We start from the raw sequence: 21,543 nt of genomic DNA on the forward strand, positions 1-21,543 counted from the left end.
CATTAATTACAAAGTAAAACACGCGAAAGAATTCCTTAGTGGCGGCAAACACGTCAAGCTTCGCGTATTTTTAAAAGGGCGCGAGATGTCAAGCCCGGAAATCGGCGTAAATTTGCTCAATAAAATTTGGGACGAATTTTTCGCAGAAGTTGCCGATCGCGATAAGGCGCCCGCGCTAGAAGGTCGCTACGTAAATATGCTGATCACGCCGAAAAAGGCGTAGCGTAAATTTAGCGGTATTTTGCGCCGCGTGCGGCAAAATTTTAAAATTCACGCGCTGTTTTTTTCGCTGTGCAGCGGAGAAAATTTAAACTAAATAGCGTAGTTTTAAAATTTAATGCGGGCTAAGTTTATCTCTAAATTTAGCCCTTTAATTTGTATAAAATTTTTCAAATTAAGCGAAACCGAATCTTAATCGAGCGGCAAAATTTAACTTTAAATTTATCTTGCGTTAATTTAAGCTCTAAAATTCCTTAAATTCAAATTTTTCAAAGAAACTTTATTATATACTTCCTATTCACTTTAAAAAAAGGACGACCATGCCAAAGATGAAAAGCGTGCGCGGCGCCGTCAAGCGTTTTAAAGCGGGCAAAAACAAGATCAAAAGAGGCTCGGCATTTCGCAGCCACATTTTGACGAAGATGTCTCAAAAACGCAAGAGGAATTTGCGCGAGGCCCAATACGTCGATTCTACGAACGTATCTGCGGTTAAAAAAATGCTTTGCAAATAGTGCGAAGTTAGTTTTTGACGAAAGTCATTCAAACTCCCCTAAATTTATGGATTTTAGGGCAAGATCCCCAAGGGACGCCGATTAAGAAAGGATTAATATGGCAAGAGTAAAAACGGGCATCGTTAGACGCCGCCGTCACAACAAGGTGCTAAAGCTTGCGCGCGGATTTTATAGCGCAAGACGCAAACATTTCAGAAAGGCCAAAGAGCAGCTAGAAAGAAGCCTCGTTTACGCCTTCCGTGACAGACGCGCGAAAAAACGCGATTTCCGCAGACTTTGGATAGTGCGCATCAATGCAGCTTGCAGGCTAAACGACATCAGCTATTCTAAATTTATAAACGGACTGAAAAAAGCGGGCATCGAGCTTGATAGAAAAATTTTAGCAAATATGGCTATGAACGACCCCGAAGCTTTCGCAACCGTCGCAAAGAAGGCAAAAGCGGCATTAAAATAAGCTTTAAAATTTAGCCGTCTTAAGACGGCTAAATTTTTAAATTTCGACAAAGTTTTTAATTTTAAAAGCGCGTCCGCAAATTTGTCGAAATTTAAGAATTTGGGTAATTTTATTTGAGGCGGTGCAGAATGCTAAAGTCTTTGAAAAAAATCGTATCTCTTGCGCTTGTCGGTGCAGCAGGGTTCGGCTATGCGAGCGAGCAGAATTCCTGGAGCTATGCAAACGCGCAAAAATCACCTTCCAACAACACTTCCCGTTCCGATGTAATGAGCGCTGCGGATAGCTTGGGCGCGAAATTAAGCAGGCGCGACGCGGCTAGCGATAGCTCCGCGAGCGACGAGTATGAAAACTCATTTCGTATCAAGCTCGAGTATGCAAGGGGCTTTGCCAAAAAGGGCTCATATTCGGGTAGGCTTAATAATCAGCGCGTTATGATGCCTGCGTTTCGCTGGACGGGCAATAGCGGCGTAAATGCCGAGTTTTGGAACGGCATTACCAATATAGGCGGCGCGCTGGTTCCTTATGTGGCTTTCGGCTCTTACGAGGCGGCGATACCGGGCGATCAAACCACGCAATATCTGGTCAGAAGAGACGAAGACGCAGTCCAGATGAAGCGAAATATCGCGGAGGGCATATCAAATTTAGGCTATACCTATACTAAAAATTCTACTAGAAATCTAAATTTAGTCTATGCCGATATTGATAATTTCGTAAATTTTTACGGCAGAGAAAATATCGCAGGATACTTCATCGACGAGGTCAATACCGAAAACAATCCCGCAACTATTGCCTATATGGCTAATATCTACAATTATATCAAGACTAAATACCCGGGAATGCTCGTTTTGGCAAACAACGGCTGGGGCGTGCGCGACGCCATAGCTCCCTATGCGGACGTTTGGATGCTGCAAGAGGTGAGCGCGGACGACTACATAAACCACTATCGTCCTAGAACCTCTGAGTTTGAAAAAGACCCCGCAAATTCCTCTAAAATTTTGCATGTCATATACAACGCAAGACCAGATCAATACGACGAGATTATAAGGCTATCTCGCGAGCGTAACGCGGCAAATCTATTCATCACCTCCGATACGAATGCCTATCCTAGCGGATATGACGATCTGCCTACCTATTTTGAAGCACTGATGCTGGCGATCAATAACTTCACGCCTAAAAACGGCAACCTGTTTTCGCAGGTCGCAAGAGGCGGCAACCGCATAGGCATCGAGATGCCGCGCTCGAAGGTCGATCTGGATCTTACCAAGCTTGCAAGAAATTCTGCTTATAAAAATTTAACCGACACCGACGGGCAGGAGTTTAACGTAAACGTAAGCGCGATCGGAAACTACGGCGGAGATTACAAAGACCGCTCGGGCGGCGTCAAATACGATCACAAGAGCGACGGAATTTTACTCGGAGCCTCCAAGAGAGTGGATGATCTTACGCTGGGCGTGATCTTTGGGTATCAAAAATCTGACGCTTGGTATGAGGGTAAATTCGACGGTGTCAAAGAAAACATCAAATCCTACGAGCTCGGTCTGGCGGGCAGATATGACTTTAACGAAAACGTGGATCTGGCGGTAAATTTAACATATTCGACAAACGATCATAAATTTGAAACCAACAACGGATTCGGCGCTATCCACGGCGCGAAATACAAATCGCAAATTTGGGATTTCAGCACGAGAGCAGGATATAAATTTTTATTTGAAAACGGCTATATTAAGCCATATTTAGGGCTTGGAGCGATTAGGGTGAACGAGGATGCGATCTCTAGGCTTAAATTTGGCTCCGCTTCAAAAACCGCGCCGAACGGCACCGCGGGAATTTACGCGATCAAGGCTTTTGGTGATCTGCAGATATTCGCAAATGCGGAGTACGAGCATCGATTTAGCGGCGATTCGTATCATGCTAGCAGAAAGTATTCGGACAGGTACGACGTCGAGGGGCTTGATTATTCTAGCGGCGTGTTTAACGGCGCGATCGGACTGAAATATAAGATTTTTCAAAGCATCGGACTCAGCGCATCGTATGAGCTAAGCGAGAGCAAAAACAGCCTGGCAAGAGCCGCTTTCGACGTGGAATTCTGATTTTAATCGGACTCAGCCCAAGATAGGCAGCTTGAAGCACGATTGTAAATTCCTCTTTGCCGCAAAGCGAAAATTTTATAAAATTTGCGGCTAAATTTTACCTGGGCTTTGCTGCGAAATTTTAAAATTTCGACCGTGGATTTTGCTTGCATATTTTCTCGCTTTTAAATTTCATACACTATCGCTTTTTATGCTACTTTCAATATAAAAATAGTGTGGAATTTTGCTGTAGAATTTTGCACGTGTCTTTTAACGGTATTAAATTTTAAAATAGTGCTGCTTTAAATTCCGTGATTATGAAATTTTAAAATTTTAATCTGGTTCGATAAAGAGATTTTGCTAGGCGGCGGGATTATAAAAATTCTAAAGTAATGGTCCGCGTGGAATTAAAAGGTCAATCCGGATTAATTAAAATCGCTAAGGCTAAGACGATGAGGTAGAATTTTGCGGATCGCTCCGCAAAATTTAAGAAAGATTATTTTAGCTTGTCTAGTTCGATGATGTAAGGCACCGAGTTTACCCCCGCACCGAAGTATTTGGCAGCTAGGGCTTTTGCAGCATTTAGCTCGGCAGCGCTTACGTCTTTGGCGCCTGCTTTGTTATCTTCAGCGTAATATTTTTTAAAAACCGCTATCTTTTGCTCGTCGGTTTTAGCATTTTTGATCTCTTTGTAGATGAGCGCGGATTTTGCGTGGCCGTCATCGCCGTGAACGGAGGTCATGACGATATCGACATTGTTATTTTTTAGCGTTTCTTCAATCCTTGCCATCTCTTTGCGGCAGAATGGACACAAGGCGTCCGTCAGCATCAAAATCGTAGGCTTTTTAGGATCGTTTCCTAGCTTGATGATATTGTCTTTACTCTCCGCTTTGAAGACCTTACTTAGCTGTCCTGCGATGCGGTCTTGTTTGATCTGCTCCTTATAGACTACGCGTTTTTTAGGATCGATGATATCGGTAAAGATCAGATCGCCTTGGGTGAAGATGATCTCCTCTTGCGACATATTGCCTTGAGAAATCTTTAAAACGACCGCTTCAACGCCCTTTGGCTCGCTAAGTGGGATGCGCTCGGCGACCTTTATTTCGATGCCTTGTGGCGCGCCGCCGTAGATGGATAGAATTTCGCTGTCGCTTAGAGCCGCGTTTAGGCTCGCTGCGAGCGCAACTGAAGTTAAAATAGCTTTTTTCATTTTTTTCCTTTGCAAAAAATTCCGCGCATTGTAGTGCAAAATTTTAAATTTTTACTTTTTCAAATAGCGCTTATTGTCGATCGTCACGATATTTCCCATCTTATCGAGGTATTCGAGGTAGCAGATTACGAATTTTCTGCTAAGCCCAAGCTCCTCTTTGGCGTTTGTGACGTTTACGAAGCCCTCTTTTTCGATGATTGCGTAGAGGCGTTTGATCGCTAGGGCTAAATTTTCGGCCTCGACGAAGAGATTGTGCGCGAGACGGACGACCTTTTTGGCGTATGTTAGCTTTTTTAGCGCGTCATCGCCGCTTTCGCGGTCGATCTCTAGCTCGTCGTAAATGTTATACGGCGCAAGCGGCGCGATACCGCCCTTTTTGATGAGATCAAAAATTTTACTTTCCAGGCTCTGTTTGAGCGCGTCAAAATCCACCCCGGATTTTACGTAAACTCCGCCCTTTTTGGAGATGATGCCGCCTCGCTCAAGCTCGCTAAGCGCGCGCGCAGCAAGATCTTCGCTGGCCCACGAGAGCTTTAGGGCGATCGAAGCGGGCGAAAAGATCGCGTAGTCGTTTTTTGAGACGATAAATTTTATGAGGCTTTTCACGTCCTCGATCGCGCTTAGATCGTAAACGCATAAATTTGCCTCGTCAAAATACGTCCCTTCTAAGCCGCGCGCGATCTTTACCGCTTCGTCGTACTCCATCCCGAAGCGCTGATACGCCGAAAATAGCCCGAATCCATGCTTGTGAAAGAGGCTTAAAATTTTAAACGCTTCGGTGAAATTTCGCTTCAAAAGCGCGGTGAGAAGCACGGCTTTGCTCTGCTTTTTTAGCGGCTCGACTACGGCGTTTAGCACGCGTCCGCCGCCGATTACGCGCGAGTTTGACAAGCAGACGAATGGCTCGCCGAATTTCAAAAACATCGTTTTGTCAAATTTAAAGCTTACGAGCTTCTCGCCGCCTTCAAGTTCTTTTAAAATGAGCGCTTTTGCCGCGCTTTGCTTGCTTCCGACGCAAAACAGCACGTCTTGGTTGTGTGAAATTTCGCCGCTAAAGGTGCAGTCGGCTTCATTAAAGCCGCGAAAAAAGCCTTTTTTGGTTAAAATTTGCCCCTTTTGCAGCTCGCTCGTTTTGGCATCTAAACTTAGCGCGACGCGGTTTGGAGCCTGCGCTAGCGGCGTATCCTCGTCGTGGATCTGCACGCTTTTGACGTTAAAAATTTTACCCAGATCGCAGTTATAAAGCTTTTCGCCCTTTGAAATCGCGCCGTTAATGAGGCTGCCCGTTACGATGGTGCCGAGCCCCTTGAGCGAAAAGACGCGGTCGATGTAGTAGTGCACCACGCCGCCTCCTTGGCGCTGCGCGGGCTTGATATTAAAGAGATAATTTTTCAGCTCGGCGATGCTTGCGGGATCTTTTATGCTGATAAAAAAGGTGTTTAAAATTTGCAAATCCTTAAATTTACCGATGTATTCCTTGCACTGCGCCGCAACCTCCGCCTTGCGCGCGTCGTCGGTTAGATCGCACTTGCTGATACACAGGATCACGCTTTTTACCCCAAGCAGCGATAAAATTTGAATATGCTCTTTACTTTGCGGCATCAGCCCGTCGTCTGCGGCGACTACTAGCATCGCAGCGTCGAAGGCATACGCGCCGCTAATCATCGTCTTTACTAGATTTTCGTGTCCCGGCACGTCGATGAAAGCGACGTTGGTATCCCCCGAGCGCAGATGCGAAAAACTAAGATCGATCGTGATGCCACGTTCTTTTTCGCTCGGCATCCTATCACCCTCAAAGCCGTTTAGCGCCTTGATTAACGCGGTCTTTCCGTGATCGATATGGCCTGCGGTGCCGATGATTACGCTATTCATAAATTTCTCCGATCTTTTTTATTAAATCTTGCAAGTCGCTTTTTAAAACCGATCTGAAATCGAGCAAAAATTTATCATCCTCGATCCGCCCGATTATGCCAGCAGCGCGAAATTTTGCCTGCGTGCTTTGCGGGTCTGCGCCATCTAAGATCGCAAGCGCGACGCTAGGGTAGGATGCGCTCGGCATCGTGCCGCCGCCTACGAAGGTGGTAGTAGGCACGATCTGCGATTTTACGCTGATGCGAGATTGAACTAGCTCCGCTCGCTCACGCAGCTCGTCCAGGCTCAGATGGATCTGATCTATCGTCGTGATGAGGTGAAATTCTTTATTTATATACGCTTTGATCGTCTCGGCAAGCAGGCTTAGCGTGATCTTATCCACGCGCAGCATTCGCAGTAGCTGGTTTTTTCGCAGGCGCGCGATGAGCTGCCGATCTCCTAGGATGATGCCGCACTGCACGGAGCCGAAAAGCTTGTCGCCGCTAAAGCTAAGCAGCCGCACGCCGCTTTTTAAAAGCTCAAAAATAGATGGCTCACTTTTGCCTAGCCCAAATCCCAGCTCGCTCGCGTAGCCGCTTCCAAGATCGTAATAATCGATGATCTCGTTAAAATTGTCCTCTTTTTTCATGCTAAATTTTGCAGGAGCAATTTTAGAAGCTTGAGCGAAAATTCCGTTCTCGCCGTCTTCATGAAAGCACTCGCTCTTTTCGGACGGCTCGCCGCTATTTAAATTTAGAGCATTCGCAGAACTATCTGCCAAGCTTAAATCATTCGCCACGGAATTTAAAATTTCGCCCGTCGCATCCGAAGAGCCGCCGCAAAGATCCGCTAAATTTTTAAAGCTTGCCGCTCTGAGCGCTAAAAATTCCTCTTTTTTGCGCGTCGCTTTTCGTGCCAAGGCCGCAATTTCCGCAGCGCTTACGCTCGAGCTGAAGCCTGAAATTTTAAAATTTGAGCGGTGCACCTTCATCAAGATCGCCGTGTTTTCATTGATCGCTTCCTCGTAATCGTCTAGCTTGGTTTTGTTCGTAGTACCGATCTCCACAAGCTTTGCGCCAGAGTTTGCCATCACTTCGCTTACCCGAAAGCTCCCGCCGATCTCGACTAGCTCGCCGCGGCTTACCACGACTTCGCGTCTGCGCGCGAAAGTATTTAGCACCAAAAATACCGCCGCAGCGTTGTTATTGACCACGAGCGCGTCCTGCGCGCCGAAGAGCTCGCTGCACAAAAGCGCTATGTAATCGTATCTGTTGCCGCGCGCGCCCTCGGATAGGTCGTATTCTAAATTTGAATATGAGGTGATGATCTTTTGCGCGCGGGCTAAAATTTCGGCGCTGATGACGCTGCGGCCGAGGTTTGTGTGTAGCACGACGCCGGTTGCGTTAATGAGCGGTTTGAGGCTTAAGCTTTGAAATTTTTCGTAGCGCGATTTGATGCGTGCGATGATCTCGCTTTCGCTTGCGAGCTCGCCTCCTTGCAGCACCTTCCTGCGTGCTTCTTCGATGAGCTCTTGCGCGATTTTGATGATTTGCGGGCGGAGGCAGTTTTGAAACTCCTGCGCATTTGCGATTTTGTCGATTTTGGGTAGTTTGATTCGTTGCATTGCGACCCCGATGCCTTAAAATTTAGGCGATTTTATCATTTAAAGCTTTGATTTTGCTTTATCTATAAAATTATTAATTTAAATTCGATTTACTTTAAGTGCAGAATTTAAAAGCTGTTTAGAAAATAAGAGTAAAACCCGCCTAATTATCAATTTAGGATATATTATGAAAGAACATGGATTTTACGCCGTGGGGCTAAAAGATGTCGTCTTAAGCGACGATATCGAAATTTGCGGCGATGAAGAGGAGGCAAAAAATGAGGAATTTATCGTCGCCAATTCACCGAAATTAAAGGCGCAAATTTATGCGCCCGAGATAAATTTTTATATAGAAAATTCCGCAGATGAGCCGCTTCAAATCGCTAAAAACGTAGATATTTTGTATCGCGCCAAGGATATTGCCTTCGACGGTGCGCTAGATAGCGACTATCAAAAGCCCGTCGGCAAAAACGTAATTCTCGCCTGTGATGAGCCGCGAGAGGATCTTGTGAGGCTACTTAGGCAGCACGGATTTAAGGTGATCGCGTTAAGCAGAGCCGAGATTAAGTTCGTCTACGGCGAGATTGGCGATCTCGCGGTTACGATTTTAAGCGAGCGGGATGAGGTTGAGACTGAGGCGGATTTTTTCTTGATTAGCGGCGCAGCGCCATATCAGCTACGACAAAGCGGCTGCTACGAGATCTCGGGGCTAAAAGATGATGAAATTTTAGAAATTTTAAATTCCAAAAGCCCGGTTTATCATTATAAGAATTCCACGATCTTTGATCCTGCAATCTGCCAGTATCAAGGTAGACGAAATGAGCTGCGCGCGCCGTGCGTGGAGGTTTGCCCTACAGTGGCGATTTTGAAAAACGACGAAAAGCGCGAGCTAGTATTTTCGCACATCGACTGCATCGGTTGCGGCGTGTGCGTGAGCGTCTGCCCTAGCGGTGCGCTGAAATTTGCCAAGCTGCCCCAAAGCGTATTTGGCGAGATCGCAAAGCTCTATGCAGGCAAAATTCCGCTTCTTATCGCAGAGAGCGAAATCGAGTCCGCACCCGCAGCGCAGCTTCCGTGCGGCGTGCTGCCGTTTGGAATTTTTGGAAGCAAGCAAATAGATGAGGTAAATTTGCTAAGCGCTATGCAGGAAAGCGGCTCGAGCGTGATCGTTTACGGCGCGGACGCGGGCGAGGGCACGCGCGAGGCGGCGGAGCTCATCAATGGAATTTCGCGCGCGATCTACGGCAAGGACGCGGTATTTTTAGCGCGAAATTTAACCGAGTTGCAAGAGGTGCTAAAGTGGGCGCAAAGCTCTCAGCCCTGGGTGTTTAGCTTAAACGAACAGGGTCTTAGCAAGAAAGAAATTTTTTCCAAACGCGTAAGCGCGATGGTTGGCGAGGGTAGCTTCGGCACCGTAAAAAGCGGAGAGTTGCTAAAATTTGGCAAAGTAAACATAAACGAAGCAAACTGCACGCTCTGCCTTAGCTGCGTGGGCGCCTGTAACACCGGCGCGCTGTATGCCGACAATAGCGACAATTCGATTAAGCTCAATGCCTCGCTTTGCACGACGTGCAACTACTGCGTGCTAAGCTGCGCCGAAAAGGATACGATCGAGCTTGAGCCTTGCGGCGTGGAGCTTGAGCCGGGATTTTTTAATTACAAAATGCTAGCTAAAGATGAGCTTTTTAAGTGCATTGAATGCGGTAAGGAATTTGCGACGAGCAAAGCCGTGATGAAGATCGCGGATATGATGGGCACGCATTTTGCAAACGAGCCTGAAAAGATGAAGACTCTTTTTTGCTGCGGCGATTGCAAGGCGAAAATAATGATAAAAAAGCAGATAGAAGATGCTAGAAAAGGGGCAATGTAATGGATGCGAATCTACTTCAAGCAAGAAGCTACTACTACGAATTTTTTGCAATTCCGTTTTTTTTCTATGAAACAGATACGAAATTTAAGCGCTGGCAGCAGCAGCTGGAGTTTTTACGTAGCTCGCCCATCGTGCCTAGTGATGAGGCGGAATTTCAAAATTTAGCGAAATTCGACTTTGCGGCGTTTAAAAGCGAGCAAAATTCCGTGCTTTTTGATTTTTCATACGCCAACGTGCCGATGAGTGCGAGCTTCTACGACGAAGGACGCGACGACGGGCGTATGCGTGTCGCGGTAATCGACGTGCTAAAAAAGAGTAAATTTCGCCGTAATATGGAGCTTTGCAAGGAGTGCGAGGACTATGTGGGATTTATTTTTTACCTGCATTCAACTCTACTTCGCGACGCGGCTGCAAAACACAGCGCGGTTTTAAACGGACAAAATTCCGTGGCAAACGAGCAAAATTTTACGAATAGCGCGAGCTTGACGGCGCAAGAAGGAAAAAATTCTGCAGATTCGCATGGCAGTAAAAATTTTACAGGCCCGCAGGATGGTAAAAATACTGCGAGCGCGCAATGCGCTAAAAATTTCATCGGTGCGCAAGACGGCGAAGCGCTGGCGTTAGAGCTTTTTACGAATGTCACCAACAGCTTTGTGGATGAGTTTAGCGAGCTTTTGTGCGGGCATGTGCGGGCGGATTTTTTCAAATCATTAGGCGCACTAATGAGAAGCTTTTTTGCGCTTGAGCGCTCGCTTTTAGCGCTTGCCGCTCCGCAAAAGAAAGATCGCAGCGTCGTTAAAGAAGCGATCAAAAAAGGCGGCTATCAAAATAAATTTACCAATCCGGAAGATATTTTTGATCTGGATTGATAAATAAAATTTTTAACCGAAATCTTATACGCAAAAGCAGAATTTCGGTTAAATTTTAAACTTGCAAGCTCGAGTTTTGCGAGTAGTTTTTTAGTTAGAACTTTATATTTTGAATTTTAAATAAAATTTAAAAAGTAACTTAAAATTTAATTTCCATCTCACTGCCTTTTCGTTATAATTCATTAGACTTAAATCCTGTAACAGGCGTTACTACAATAAAAGATTTAAAGCGATTTCTTCACAAAGGAAAACCATGGAGAACAAACGCAGAGATTTTCTTAAAAAATCTCTAAAAATCGGCGCAGTAGGTGCCGTGGGCATTGCCGCATCTCAGGCTCTAGCAAAAAGCGAGCAGGATTACGGTGATACCGTTCGTGGCAAATCGCCGAAAAAAGAGGTGCTTTACTGGGAGAGTGAAGCGTGGAAAAAATACTATAAAGTAGCTTACTAGGAGAATTTTCATGAGTGAGAATGCGATCGGAAGGAGATCGTTTTTGAAACTCGCCGCTTTAGGAGCGAGTAGCGTAGCTGCGTTTGGCGAAAATAATACGCTAAGAGCCGCTACTGAGCAAGAGATCAAAAATCCATTTCCAGGTTCCGTTATGAAGCGAACGATATGTTCGATCTGTTCCGTAGGCTGCGGTATCGAGGCTCAAGTAGATGAGAGCACCAATACCTGGATTCGCCAAGATATGGCAGTAGATCACCCGATCTCGCAGGGCAGTCACTGCTGTAAGGGAATCGATCAAATCGATCTAACCAAATCTAAAATGCGTCTTAAATATCCGCTCAAAAAGGTTGGCGGCAAGTGGGAGCGCATAAGTTGGGAGCAAGCCGTTGATGAAATCGGCGATAAAATGCTTCAAGTCCGCAAAGAGGACGGCCCCGATAGTGTAGTATTTCTGGGTTCGGCTAAATTTTGTAACGAGCAGGCATATTATTTTAGAAAATTTGCAGCCTTTTGGGGTACAAACAGCAACGACCACGTAGCCAGAATTTGACATAGCGCAACAGTCGCCGGTGTGGCGAATACTTGGGGTTATGGAGCTATGACAAATCACGTAGGCGATATGGCGAAAAATTCTAAAATGATCCTTTTCATAGGTGCGAATTCTGCGGTTGCAAATCCCGTGGGGGCTATGAAGCATGCTCTTCAAGCTCGCGATAGAAACGGCGCGAAAATCGTCGTCGTCGATCCAAATTTTACTAGAACTGCGGCTAAGGCCGATATGTATATTAGAATTCGTCCGGGAACCGATATAGCATTTGTGTACGGAATGCTGCATCTAATCTTCAAAAACGGCTGGGAAGATAAAGAGCTAATAAAAACCAGAACCTACGCTGTAGAGGAGATTAGAGCCGAAGCTGAGAAGTGGGATCCTAAAGAGGTAGCCAATGTCACCGGCTGCAAAGAAGAGGAGCTGATAGAATTTACGAGGATGTTTGCTACCACAAAGCCCGCTACTTTATGCTGGGCGCTCGGTATCACGCAGCACTCGATCGGTAGCTCAAATACTAGAATTTTGGCTCTTTTGCAGCTCATACTAGGCAATATGGGCAAACCGGGCGGCGGCTGCAACATCCTTAGAGGCCATGATAATGTTCAGGGCGCTACCGATATGTGCAATCTCTCCGATAGCTTACCTGCGTATTACGGGCTAGCCGATAACGCTTGGAAGCACTTCTGCAAGGGCTGGGGCGTAGATTACGAGCAGTTTATTAAAAGATTTGCCGTCTCTACTAAGCAGCCGCACGAAAAGCAGGGTGAAAAAGTGCCTGGTACGAATTTTACCGAGTATTTTCACTACGATCCGAGCATCGAGCAAGACGTGATAAACTGGCGCAACGAAAAGGGCTTTTCGCTATCTAAATGGTGGCAGGGCGTTTTGAAAAACGAGCCCGTTTTAAGTAGTGGCAATGTCCGCGTTCTTTGGGTGCAAGGCACAGGAATTACTTCTATGGCTCACGTTCGAGAGACTCAAGAAGCATTAGGTAAGATCGATATGCTGGTAGTCGCCGAGCCGTTCTTAAACGAAGTAGCGATTCTAAACGATAGACCGGATGGAATTTATGTTTTGCCGGTAGCTACGCAGTTTGAGAGCGAAGGCCATCTAAGCGCTACAAACCGCAGCGGCCAGTGGAGAACTCAGATTGTTAAGCCTCTATTTGAGAGCAAAGAGGATCAGGAGGTAATGTTTTTATTCGCGAAAAAATTCGGCTTTTACGACGAATATGTTCGCGGCATGAAGATGGGCATCGTTGATGGTGAGCTTAAGCAGGTTAAAGACGATTTTGTTTGGCCTGACGACGCTACCGATGAGATTGCACGCAATACTCAAAGTATTGGAAATAACGGACGCACCGCAGCTAGATTTCGCAGACAGCAGAAAAACTGGCATCTATTTGATCCAGATACTTTGCGCGGCATAGGCGGCGAGGTAGAGGGCGAATACTACGGGCTTCCGTGGCCTTGCTGGGATACGCAACACCCGGGCACACCGATTCTTTACGACGTAACTAGACCTTATGCAGATGGGGGCATGGGCTTTAGAAACCGCTTTGGCTTAGAGCACGACGGCGTTTCGCAGCTAGCCGACGAGAGCATTACCCTTCCGGGATCAAAAATTCAAGGCGGACATGCAGAGATTACGAAAGCAAATATCGAACAGGTTTTAGGCATTACGCTAAGCGAGGATGAAAAAGCCAAGATTGGGCCTACGTGGAGCACAGATTATAGCGGCATTATCGCTAAAAAATGCCGCGAGTTTGGAATTTGTCCTTGCGGAAACGCAAGAGCAAGAGCGAAGGTTTGGCAGTTTGCGGATCAAATTCCAAAGCATCGCGAACCGATCCACTCGCCTAGATGGGATTTAGTGGAGAAATATCCGACCTTTGCGGATCAAAAACGAAATTTCCGCGTCTTTACGAGATTTATCTCCGAGCAGAAAAAGCAGGATTGGAGCAAGGACTTCCCTACTATCGTAAGCTCGCTAAGGCTTGTAAATTTAAGCGGTGCGGGCATGATAGAGCGCACGAGCAAGTATCTTTCGGCGATTACTCCGGAGATGTTTGCGCACGTAAACCCTAAGCTTGCCGCTGATAAAGGTATCAAAGATGGCGAGATGATGTGGATTCATTCACCGCAAGGCACTAAGATCAAAGTCAAGTGCATCTATTCGCACGCCGTTACGCCTGATCGTATTGTTATGCCGTATAACTTCGCGGGAATTTTTCAGGGCGAGGATCTAAGCGAGCGCTATCCTGAGGGTACTAAGCCATATATCAGAGGCGAGAGCTCAAATACGATTACGAACTACGGCTTTGACATAAATACGCAAATTTCGGAATTTAACGCCGGTCTTTGCAGACTAGAAAGAGCATAAGGAGATAAAATGCCGGCAAGATTAAAATTTTACGTCGATGTCGAGCGTTGCATCGCTTGCTATGGTTGCCAGGTAGCCTGCAGCTCGGCTCACGAAGTTCCCGTGCAGATCAATAGGCGCAAGGTTATCACTTTAAACGAGGGCATCGAAGGGCAGGAGGTTTCAAGCTCTATTGCTTGCCAACACTGCACCGATGCGCCTTGCGCGCAGGTTTGCCCTGTTCAATGCTTCTATATCAGAACCGACGGCGTCGTTTTACACGACAAAGATAAATGTATCGGCTGCGGATACTGCCTCTACGCGTGTCCGTTCGGCGCTCCGCAATTCCCTAGAGACGGAGCTTTCGGTATCAAAGGCGCGATGGATAAGTGCACTATGTGCGCGGGTGGACCGGAGCCTACGTTTTCGCACGAAGAGCTGCATAAATACGGTCAAAACCGCATCGCAGAGGGCAAGGTTCCGATGTGTGCGGCGATCTGCTGCACGAACGCTCTAATCGTGGGTGACGCGAGCAGAGTTTCGGAGGTTTATCGCAAGCGAGTACTTACGCGCGGCGTGAGCCTATAAGATTGTGGAATTTTAAACTCCTCCGGTTTTAAAATTCCGTCTCTTTTCGCAGAAATTTTAACCGAGCGACGGCTTTAAATTTAGAGGTCGCTCGGCGCGAAATTTTATTTGAAAATCTCCGCTCCTGCGTATCGATCGTTATATTATTTCAAAAAAATCACTCCTTACTGACATTAAAATTTTAAATTTATGCTACAATCACTCAAATTTAGGATTTGAAATCTTAAGCGAAAGGATCCGTCTTGAAAAATAAAATTTCACTTTTTTTGGTCATTTCGGCGTTTTTGATTTTTACGGGCTGCTCTAAAAATGTACCCGTAAATAGCGGCATCGTGCGCACTTCCGAGCCGCTTCACATTATGGAATTTCCGCAGGATAAACTCATAAGCGTAAATTTTACCAACACCTCAACGACGGATTCGAATTTAACCCAAGTAGTGATCCAGCATCTGCGTGCAGATGGATTTAAGGTCGTAAATAAAAGCGCGGCGAATGTCCAAATCGGCGGCAATCTCAACTATTTCCGCAAGGCGGATTTTTCGCGCAGATCATGGGATAATCCGAGATTTAGCTTCGGAATGGGCTTTGGCAGGTATTATAGATATACGGGCGTAGGCGTGGGCTGGGGGATGCCGTTCGGTTATGATCCTTGGGACGACGACGATTATTACAGAGACTACTTCTACGACTCGCAGATTAGCCTCTACATAAGCGTTAAAAACAAGGGTGCGTGGAAGGACTACGTAACGAACCTCAACTACCAAAGCATCAAAAATCCGGGCTCTAAAAACTCGGTAATGGATGCGCTAAATTTTAAAATTTACGAATATATAAGACAACTGATTAAGCAGGAAAGATGATAGTAAAAGAGAATAAAAAGCCCGTAGCGATGACGCTGGCGGGATCGACGATTTTGGCGCTCGCTAGCGGATATTGTTACCACGCGGGCTTTGGCGGTGCGGCGCTTTTTGCTTCCGTAGTGGCGGCATTTTGCGCGTTTTTTTGCGCGCTCAGACTCGGCGCGAAAAATTATTTGCAGATCGGCGAGGATGCTTTTACGATCGTGCGCGGCGCAAATTCCGAGAGCTTCGAATACAAAGATATCGCAAATTTAGGCACCAAAACCTTCGTCGCGGGTAGAAACAAAACGGAGCTTTTAAATTTTGTATTCAAAAAAGCGCCGCAGGCGCAGGACCGCTTTAATTTTTTACGATTTTACAGCGACACGGAGGCCACGCTACCGGGCTCGTTTGAAATTTCGATCTACGAGCTGAGTAAAATTTTGCGCGAGAAAGCGGGTCTTTCGCAAAGCCCTGAGGAAGAGCAAACCGCCTTAAAAGCTCGCAAGGGCGCCAAAGGCTCTAAAAAAAGCGTGAGTAGCGGTAAAAATTTTAAAGCTAAAAACCTCCGTGATGAAAATTCCGCTTCGCAAAATTCCGATGCGCAAAGTTTCTGCGACGCACAAAATTTAGGTGAAAATTCAGGCGCGGAAAATTCCCGCTCTACGCAGGATTCCGCCGTGCAAAATTCTAATGGCGCCGCCGATTTAAACAGCGCGCAGAATTTAGAGGGCGCTTCAAATTTAAACAAACAAAGCTCCGCCGCGCCGAATAATACAGTTTCTTCAAATAATGCCGCTGCGGGTGAAAATTTCACAGGCGCCGAGGATTCTGCGTCTAAAATTTCCGCGGGCGATAATGGGTCTGACGCTGCGCTAGAAAGTGCGGCGGTAGCTGACTCCGATACTGTCGATACCGCGATGCGAAACTCCGTCTGCGAAAGTAAAAATAAGTAGAGGCGCAGCCTTGAACTCCTTGCCGATCGGAATTTTCTTGCAAGGAGCCGCGCTGATGCTCTCGCTCATCGTCGCGATCGGCGCGCAAAATATCTTCGTCATCTCCCAAGGTCTTGCAAAAAACCACGTCAAGGCTGTTTGCACGGTCTGCGCGCTAAGCGATGCCGTATTTACGGCCGTAGGGATATTTTTAATCGGCGGCGCTCTTAAGCAGGGCTCGCTTTTTACCCAAATTTTAGGCATAGGCGGGATCATATTTCTGCTCTGCTACGCGCTAAGCTCGTTTTTTAGCGCTTATAAGGGCTCGCATTTTGCCAAGATTCAAAACTCTGCAAATAGCCCGCTGGCGCCCGTCGTAGCCAAAGCCCTTGCGGTTACGCTTCTAAATCCGCACGTGTATTTAGACACCGTCGTGGTCGTGGGCTCGCTCGGCGCTACGATTGCAGATGCCCAAAAGCCGTGGTTTTACGCGGGAGTTATGTTTGTATCGTTTGCGTGGTTTTTCGGCTTGGGCTACGGCTCGCGGGCGCTTTCGAAGCTTTTTGCAAGCAGCAGAGCATGGCGTATAATCGACGCGCTGGTGGGAGTTTTGATGCTATATATGGCGTATCTGATCGCGAAGTTTGTCTTTAAAATTTAAAATTTAACGCTAAAATTCTGCATTCTTGATAAAGGATCTATGATGAAAATTGAAATTGAAAGCGGGCTCGAACTAAAAGAGGCCTTGTGGCGCGTAGAGAAAGCTCTGCGACTAGTGACCGACAAGGACGGCAAAATCACATCGAGCGCGACGCTTTACGTGGGCAAACATTCGCTTTTAAATTTACTCGATACCAACCAGATCGAAAATATCCAAAACGCTTATGCGCGCGCCAGAACGGAATTTCGCGCGGAGATGCTGGGCGTGCTGGAGGGCTTTTTATCGCAAGAGGACGCCGAGAAAAACGCCGAATACGCGCTATTTAATCAGCTCTACCAGATGGCGATGACTGCAGGCAGGAAGAGCGATATCTTTATCCACGTCCAAGGCATCAGCGAAAACGAGGTCGTGCTGCGCGTATACCAACGCTTCGAGCTGGAGAGCGGCGAGACAATCTATTACGCAGGCGGTGAGTTTAGCTATACTCTGGATGAAAATTTCGGTAAAATTTATCGCTACGAAATTTGATTTTAGCGGTACGGCGCGAGATCAGGTGCCTCTTCGATCGTGAATATTACGTCCGCATTATGCTTCTTTGCCACAGCGCGTAAATTTAGACGCTCAAAACACAGGCGAGTTTAAATTTAGGCAAACTTTCTGCAATGATAGAATTTCACCCGGTTAAAATTTATTGCGATTCCAAATTTAAAGCTACATGTAAATTTTTATCCTTCGATACGCAAATTTACCCTACTGCCCGCCCGCCTTCGAGTTTGCGCCTTGTTTTACGCTTGCCGAAATTTTTAAGTCGAGCTCGCATAAAATTTTATTTCTTAGGCACATAAATTTTGTCGGATCGCACTTTTATGCAAAAGAAAAGATAATTAAACGAAGCCGAATTTAACCAAGGCGCGTATATAGGAAGGCGAGCTCAAAGATGATACACTAGGTGGCGGTTTGCTGCCATTGCTTACTTTAAAAATTTTAAGCATTAATACGTGTAAAATGTAAAAACAAAGAAGTGAAAACGCAATGCAAAGCAGGAAAACTAGGATAATAAAAGCACTGATCGGACTAGCGATAATGATCGCGGGAGTAGTGTTTAGTAGCTGGTGGGGGCTGGTCGGACTCGTGCCGTTTATCGTGGGCGTCACGGGATTTTGTCCGGCTTGCTACTTTTTAAACCGCTGTTCGCTAAAGCGTTAAATTTAGCCGCGATATACGGTTTGCTGCGCGCCTGGGCAAGAAGCGCGATAAATTTAGCAGCAAAGCGAGCTTTAAATTTTAAATTCTCCACGCCGTGCCGCGGAATGTTAAATTTAAACGAGCGCTTAAGGCTTAAAATTTTATCGCGCGATGCAGGGCGGAAATTTAATCTCGTGCCGCCGTCGATCGGCATGCCGCTATCTGCGTAAAATTTTAGCACATGCCGCTTTCGGCGTTTTTGTTGGAACTGGCTTGCGCTCCGCGTCCGCCACAATCAAACTTCTATGATTAATTACACCTCGCCTCTTAAAATTCATCTTAAATTTGCTAAAATTGCAGCAAAATTTAAAATTTAAAGGAGCTCAAATGTCAAATATCTTAATCATAGGCGCGGGCGGCGTGAGCCAAGTCGCGACCGTAAAATGCGCGATGAACGCGGACGTTTTTAGCAAGATCACCCTTGCAAGCCGCACCAAAAGCAAGTGCGACGCGATCGCTAAATTTATAAAAGACCGCTTGGGCGTCGCTATTGGCACCGCCCAGATCGACGCGGATGATACCGACGCAGTGATCGCGCTCATCAAAAAAACGGGCGCCGAGCTGCTGCTAAATGTCGCGCTGCCGTATCAAGATCTAACCCTCATGGACGCGTGCTCTCGCGCCGGCATCCCATACATCGATACCGCAAACTACGAGCACCCTGACACGGCGAAATTTGAATACAAGCTGCAGTGGGCGAAGGACGGCGAGTTTAAAGCCGCAAACACGATGGCGCTGCTAGGAAGCGGCTTTGATCCGGGCGTGACCAATGTATTTTGCGCTTATGCACAGCAAAATCTCTTTGACGAGATCGGCGAGATCGACATCTTAGACTGCAACGCAGGCGATCACGGATATCCGTTCGCGACGAATTTCAACCCCGAAATCAACCTGCGCGAAGTGAGCGCAAAGGGCCGCTACTGGGAGCGCGGCGAGTGGAAAGAAACGGGGCCGATGGAAATAATGTTCAAATGGGACTACCCGAAAGTCGGCGTCAAAGATAGCTACCTGCTCTATCACGAGGAGCTTGAAAGCCTTGTAAAAAACATCAAGGGGCTAAAACGAATCCGCTTTTTCATGACATTCGGACAGAGCTACCTAACCCACATGAAATGCCTAGAAAACGTCGGCATGCTACGCATCGACGAGGTCGAGCATAACGGCGTAAAGATCGTGCCGATCCAGTTTCTAAAGACCTTGTTGCCTGATCCTGCGTCGCTAGGCCCTCGCACGAAGGGTAAAACCAACATCGGCTGCGTGATCCGAGGCTTAAAAGACGGCAAAGAGCGCCAGGTCTACATCTACAACGTCTGCGACCACGAGGCTTGCTACGCCGAGACGGGCGCACAGGCCGTGAGCTACACGACGGGCGTGCCTGCGATGATCGGCTCGATGATGGTCGCAAAGGGCATTTGGAGCGGTAAAGGCGTCTTTAACATGGAAAATTTCGACGCCAAGCCTTTCATGGACGAGCTAAATAAGCAGGGCTTGCCGTGGGAGATAATCGAAATGAAGCCAGGCGAGAGGTATGAGGTGTGAGTATGGGATTTATCCAAGAAATTATAAATAAAATATTAAATCTTTTAAAGCCTAAGCTTGAAAGTCTTGAAGCTAAATTTTATTTTTTTGGTATTCCTATAATATCCGTTTCAAGATTAATGTTTAAAATACAAAATAATATATTTATTATTATTTTATTCTCAATTGGTATATTATTATTATGCGCAGGAGTTTTGGTCTGGTGTTTTAGTTTATTGAAAAGGAAATGGGTTGTAAACTTAGTGAAAGTTTTCTTGGTTTTACTAAATGTTCCAACTTATTTTTTGGCAGAATTTATATCTAGAAATTTAATTGCTGAAACAATATATTTGCCCGTAAGGGATTTTGATTTTACTTTAAAAATTTTAACTTCTATTTTTTATATACCTATAGCTATTTACTTATCTTGTATTTTTTTAATAGTAATGGCTTTTTTGGCGATGATTGTTGGTATGATAATAGATATGGTAAGCTCTAATTTGGCTAAATTTAAACATAAATATGAATTACAACTAATACACTTTTGTAGAATAGCAGGGATATTTTTAATTGCATCAATTGCACATTCTGTTTCTAGCAGTGTTATTATTTATAGTATTTCCAGCAACCCACTTGTATCAAAAACTATAAAATATATAGCCTTTTATGGTGATTATCAATTAATGAAAAATTATCCTGATGCAAAAGAGGAAGAGCGTATAATATTACATGAAAATGGCGTAATTTCATCTGCAAGTCAAGATAATGACGAAATAGTAATAGAAAATTTGAGGAATAGAATTCTGTGTAATCTTTATGCCATTAAGACTATGAAAGAGCTTTGTAAAAATTATTATTACTTTCTTGTGCGATGCTTGCGGCGTTTTCTGCGGGTACGCCGTGGTCGATGCCTTGGATAATAGCCCTGTTTGTTTGGTTAAGCGCGCTCGCGGCGTATTTTAATAAGTAAATTTTAAATTACGGCGAAATTTTATAATTTGCCGTCGCGTTCGGCTCTGTTTTAAACAGACGGGCGGTTTCTTAAATTTAAACTCTAGCTAAATTTAGACCGAAATTTTTAAGTAAACTTTGCTATAATCGCCGCAATTTTGAAAAACCAAGGAGAAAATATGAAATTGATTTACGCCGCTTGCGTGCTGGTCGCGTTTGCTTCGGCTCAGACCGAAACTGTGCAGGTGCCGGACTTTGCCAAAAGCTCGATGAAGACGCATGAGCAGGCCGAGGAAAAACTAATCGCAAATGCCTTAAAAGGCGATCTAAGCCAGATCGCAAGCGACCTAAAGATCGATAAAACGCTAAAGGGCGGCGAGTCGCTTGTCATTAACGGCGCGCATTACAGGACGATCGAGGGCGACAGCACGCAGTGGAAAGAGGGTGATGCCGTGCGCCTGCTAAGCGGCAATAAGGACGGCAGATGCCTAAGCTCGATCATGCTCAATCTGCGCACGAAAACCGTCTGTAAATTTATGTGCGACGCGTATTAAATCGCGTAAATTTCATACTTTATAACGCGAGCGAGATGGATTAAATTTCGGTTTGCTCGCGCCATCCGCAGTAATTTGTCGTATAAATTTCTACATCTCGCATCGCAAATCAGGTAAATTCTGCTATAATAAACGGAAATTAAACAATGTCGTTAAAGACGCAACGCGGGCGTGATAAAGCGAGTAAAATTTGTAGAGGCAAATTTTAACCCTGTCGCTCGGTACTTCAAACG

The 21,543-nt window shown here is 45.9% G+C and carries 21 protein-coding genes; 17 read left to right on the top strand and 4 right to left on the bottom strand.

Annotated features, from left to right (window positions below; genetic code table 11):
• From Q0095_RS07585 to Q0095_RS07600, 4 genes are all read left to right on the top strand, one after another.
• A partial coding sequence (locus Q0095_RS07585; protein WP_297882819.1) for a translation initiation factor IF-3 C-terminal domain-containing protein occupies positions 1–223 on the top strand: 223 nt, incomplete at its 5' end.
• 316 nt (positions 224–539) lie between these two features.
• The gene (rpmI, locus tag Q0095_RS07590) at positions 540–731 is read left to right on the top strand and encodes a 50S ribosomal protein L35 (protein WP_005871089.1); all 192 of its coding nucleotides are present in this window, start codon (positions 540–542) and stop codon (positions 729–731) included.
• Between the two features lie 97 nt (positions 732–828).
• Entirely contained in the window at positions 829–1,185 is a 357-nt protein-coding gene (rplT, locus tag Q0095_RS07595; protein WP_297882820.1) for a 50S ribosomal protein L20, read from the top strand.
• A gap of 140 nt (positions 1,186–1,325) precedes the next feature.
• Positions 1,326–3,275, top strand: coding sequence for an autotransporter domain-containing protein (locus Q0095_RS07600; RefSeq protein WP_297882821.1), 1,950 nt, complete (start codon positions 1,326–1,328; stop codon positions 3,273–3,275).
• A gap of 475 nt (positions 3,276–3,750) precedes the next feature.
• Here Q0095_RS07600 and Q0095_RS07605 read toward each other — a convergent pair whose 3' ends face one another.
• The 3 genes from Q0095_RS07605 to selA are packed head-to-tail and all read right to left on the bottom strand — an operon-like array spanning position 3,751 to position 7,939.
• Entirely contained in the window at positions 3,751–4,464 is a 714-nt protein-coding gene (locus tag Q0095_RS07605) for a histidine kinase (protein WP_297882822.1), read from the bottom strand.
• Positions 4,465–4,515: 51 nt separating this feature from the next.
• The gene (gene selB, locus Q0095_RS07610) at positions 4,516–6,336 is read right to left on the bottom strand and encodes a selenocysteine-specific translation elongation factor (protein WP_297882823.1); all 1,821 of its coding nucleotides are present in this window, start codon (positions 6,334–6,336) and stop codon (positions 4,516–4,518) included.
• Entirely contained in the window at positions 6,329–7,939 is a 1,611-nt protein-coding gene (gene selA / locus Q0095_RS07615) for an L-seryl-tRNA(Sec) selenium transferase (RefSeq protein ID WP_297882824.1), read from the bottom strand. The genes selB and selA overlap by 8 nt, the downstream gene beginning before the upstream one ends.
• A gap of 166 nt (positions 7,940–8,105) precedes the next feature.
• Between selA and Q0095_RS07620 the strand changes: the two genes are divergently transcribed.
• The 10 genes from Q0095_RS07620 to Q0095_RS10295 all read left to right on the top strand — a co-directional run bounded on the left by Q0095_RS07620 (position 8,106) and on the right by Q0095_RS10295 (position 18,248).
• Entirely contained in the window at positions 8,106–9,788 is a 1,683-nt protein-coding gene (locus tag Q0095_RS07620) for a 4Fe-4S dicluster domain-containing protein (RefSeq protein WP_297882825.1), read from the top strand.
• The gene (locus Q0095_RS07625) at positions 9,788–10,657 is read left to right on the top strand and encodes a molecular chaperone TorD family protein (protein WP_297882826.1); all 870 of its coding nucleotides are present in this window, start codon (positions 9,788–9,790) and stop codon (positions 10,655–10,657) included. The genes Q0095_RS07620 and Q0095_RS07625 overlap by 1 nt, the downstream gene beginning before the upstream one ends.
• Before the next feature lie 253 nt (positions 10,658–10,910).
• Positions 10,911–11,108 carry a twin-arginine translocation signal domain-containing protein gene (locus Q0095_RS07630; protein WP_297882827.1) on the top strand — a complete coding sequence of 66 codons (198 nt, stop codon included), beginning with the start codon at positions 10,911–10,913 and terminating at the stop codon, positions 11,106–11,108.
• A 10-nt stretch (positions 11,109–11,118) separates the two neighbouring features.
• On the top strand, positions 11,119–14,040 hold the full coding sequence (locus tag Q0095_RS07635; protein ID WP_297882828.1) for a formate dehydrogenase subunit alpha: 2,922 nt from the start codon (positions 11,119–11,121) through the stop codon (positions 14,038–14,040).
• Between the two features lie 9 nt (positions 14,041–14,049).
• Positions 14,050–14,607: a formate dehydrogenase FDH3 subunit beta gene (gene fdh3B, locus Q0095_RS07640; RefSeq protein ID WP_005871109.1), complete on the top strand. Its 558-nt coding sequence runs from the start codon at positions 14,050–14,052 to the stop codon at positions 14,605–14,607.
• A 242-nt stretch (positions 14,608–14,849) separates the two neighbouring features.
• On the top strand, positions 14,850–15,467 hold the full coding sequence (locus Q0095_RS07645; RefSeq protein ID WP_297882829.1) for a hypothetical protein: 618 nt from the start codon (positions 14,850–14,852) through the stop codon (positions 15,465–15,467).
• Positions 15,464–16,402 (top strand): hypothetical protein, encoded by a 939-nt coding sequence (locus tag Q0095_RS07650; protein WP_297882830.1) that lies wholly within the window; start codon positions 15,464–15,466, stop codon positions 16,400–16,402. Before Q0095_RS07645 ends, Q0095_RS07650 begins: the two co-directional genes overlap by 4 nt.
• A gap of 10 nt (positions 16,403–16,412) precedes the next feature.
• Positions 16,413–17,042 (top strand): LysE/ArgO family amino acid transporter, encoded by a 630-nt coding sequence (locus Q0095_RS07655; protein WP_297882831.1) that lies wholly within the window; start codon positions 16,413–16,415, stop codon positions 17,040–17,042.
• A 42-nt stretch (positions 17,043–17,084) separates the two neighbouring features.
• The gene (locus tag Q0095_RS07660; RefSeq protein WP_297882832.1) at positions 17,085–17,570 is read left to right on the top strand and encodes a hypothetical protein; all 486 of its coding nucleotides are present in this window, start codon (positions 17,085–17,087) and stop codon (positions 17,568–17,570) included.
• Between the two features lie 555 nt (positions 17,571–18,125).
• Positions 18,126–18,248 (top strand): DUF2892 domain-containing protein, encoded by a 123-nt coding sequence (locus Q0095_RS10295; RefSeq protein WP_366806278.1) that lies wholly within the window; start codon positions 18,126–18,128, stop codon positions 18,246–18,248.
• Here the strand turns inward: Q0095_RS10295 and Q0095_RS07665 are convergent.
• Positions 18,193–18,468 carry a hypothetical protein gene (locus tag Q0095_RS07665; protein WP_297882833.1) on the bottom strand — a complete coding sequence of 92 codons (276 nt, stop codon included), beginning with the start codon at positions 18,466–18,468 and terminating at the stop codon, positions 18,193–18,195. The genes Q0095_RS10295 and Q0095_RS07665 overlap by 56 nt on opposite strands.
• A gap of 146 nt (positions 18,469–18,614) precedes the next feature.
• Between Q0095_RS07665 and Q0095_RS07670 the strand changes: the two genes are divergently transcribed.
• From Q0095_RS07670 to Q0095_RS07680, 3 genes are all read left to right on the top strand, one after another.
• The gene (locus tag Q0095_RS07670) at positions 18,615–19,826 is read left to right on the top strand and encodes a saccharopine dehydrogenase family protein (RefSeq protein WP_297882835.1); all 1,212 of its coding nucleotides are present in this window, start codon (positions 18,615–18,617) and stop codon (positions 19,824–19,826) included.
• A gap of 2 nt (positions 19,827–19,828) precedes the next feature.
• Complete coding sequence (locus Q0095_RS07675) at positions 19,829–20,725, top strand: hypothetical protein (RefSeq protein WP_297882837.1); 897 nt, start codon at positions 19,829–19,831, stop codon at positions 20,723–20,725.
• Between the two features lie 210 nt (positions 20,726–20,935).
• Positions 20,936–21,310 carry a hypothetical protein gene (locus Q0095_RS07680; RefSeq protein WP_297882840.1) on the top strand — a complete coding sequence of 125 codons (375 nt, stop codon included), beginning with the start codon at positions 20,936–20,938 and terminating at the stop codon, positions 21,308–21,310.
• Positions 21,311–21,543: the final 233 nt, after the last annotated feature.

The organism is uncultured Campylobacter sp. (genome assembly GCF_938045535.1).
GTDB lineage: Bacteria > Campylobacterota > Campylobacteria > Campylobacterales > Campylobacteraceae > Campylobacter_B.

Coding starts and splice junctions, on each gene's coding strand:
- Q0095_RS07675 (WP_297882837.1), top strand. CDS start 19,829: ATGGGATTTATCCAAGAAATTATAAATAAAATATTAAATCTTTTAAAG.
- Q0095_RS07680 (WP_297882840.1), top strand. CDS start 20,936: ATGAAATTGATTTACGCCGCTTGCGTGCTGGTCGCGTTTGCTTCGGCT.
- Q0095_RS07605 (WP_297882822.1), bottom strand. CDS start 4,464: ATGAAAAAAGCTATTTTAACTTCAGTTGCGCTCGCAGCGAGCCTAAAC.
- Q0095_RS07660 (WP_297882832.1), top strand. CDS start 17,085: ATGAAAATTGAAATTGAAAGCGGGCTCGAACTAAAAGAGGCCTTGTGG.
- fdh3B (WP_005871109.1), top strand. CDS start 14,050: ATGCCGGCAAGATTAAAATTTTACGTCGATGTCGAGCGTTGCATCGCT.
- Q0095_RS07650 (WP_297882830.1), top strand. CDS start 15,464: ATGATAGTAAAAGAGAATAAAAAGCCCGTAGCGATGACGCTGGCGGGA.
- rplT (WP_297882820.1), top strand. CDS start 829: ATGGCAAGAGTAAAAACGGGCATCGTTAGACGCCGCCGTCACAACAAG.
- rpmI (WP_005871089.1), top strand. CDS start 540: ATGCCAAAGATGAAAAGCGTGCGCGGCGCCGTCAAGCGTTTTAAAGCG.
- Q0095_RS10295 (WP_366806278.1), top strand. CDS start 18,126: ATGATCGCGGGAGTAGTGTTTAGTAGCTGGTGGGGGCTGGTCGGACTC.
- selB (WP_297882823.1), bottom strand. CDS start 6,336: ATGAATAGCGTAATCATCGGCACCGCAGGCCATATCGATCACGGAAAG.
- Q0095_RS07630 (WP_297882827.1), top strand. CDS start 10,911: ATGGAGAACAAACGCAGAGATTTTCTTAAAAAATCTCTAAAAATCGGC.
- Q0095_RS07670 (WP_297882835.1), top strand. CDS start 18,615: ATGTCAAATATCTTAATCATAGGCGCGGGCGGCGTGAGCCAAGTCGCG.
- Q0095_RS07620 (WP_297882825.1), top strand. CDS start 8,106: ATGAAAGAACATGGATTTTACGCCGTGGGGCTAAAAGATGTCGTCTTA.
- selA (WP_297882824.1), bottom strand. CDS start 7,939: ATGCAACGAATCAAACTACCCAAAATCGACAAAATCGCAAATGCGCAG.
- Q0095_RS07625 (WP_297882826.1), top strand. CDS start 9,788: ATGGATGCGAATCTACTTCAAGCAAGAAGCTACTACTACGAATTTTTT.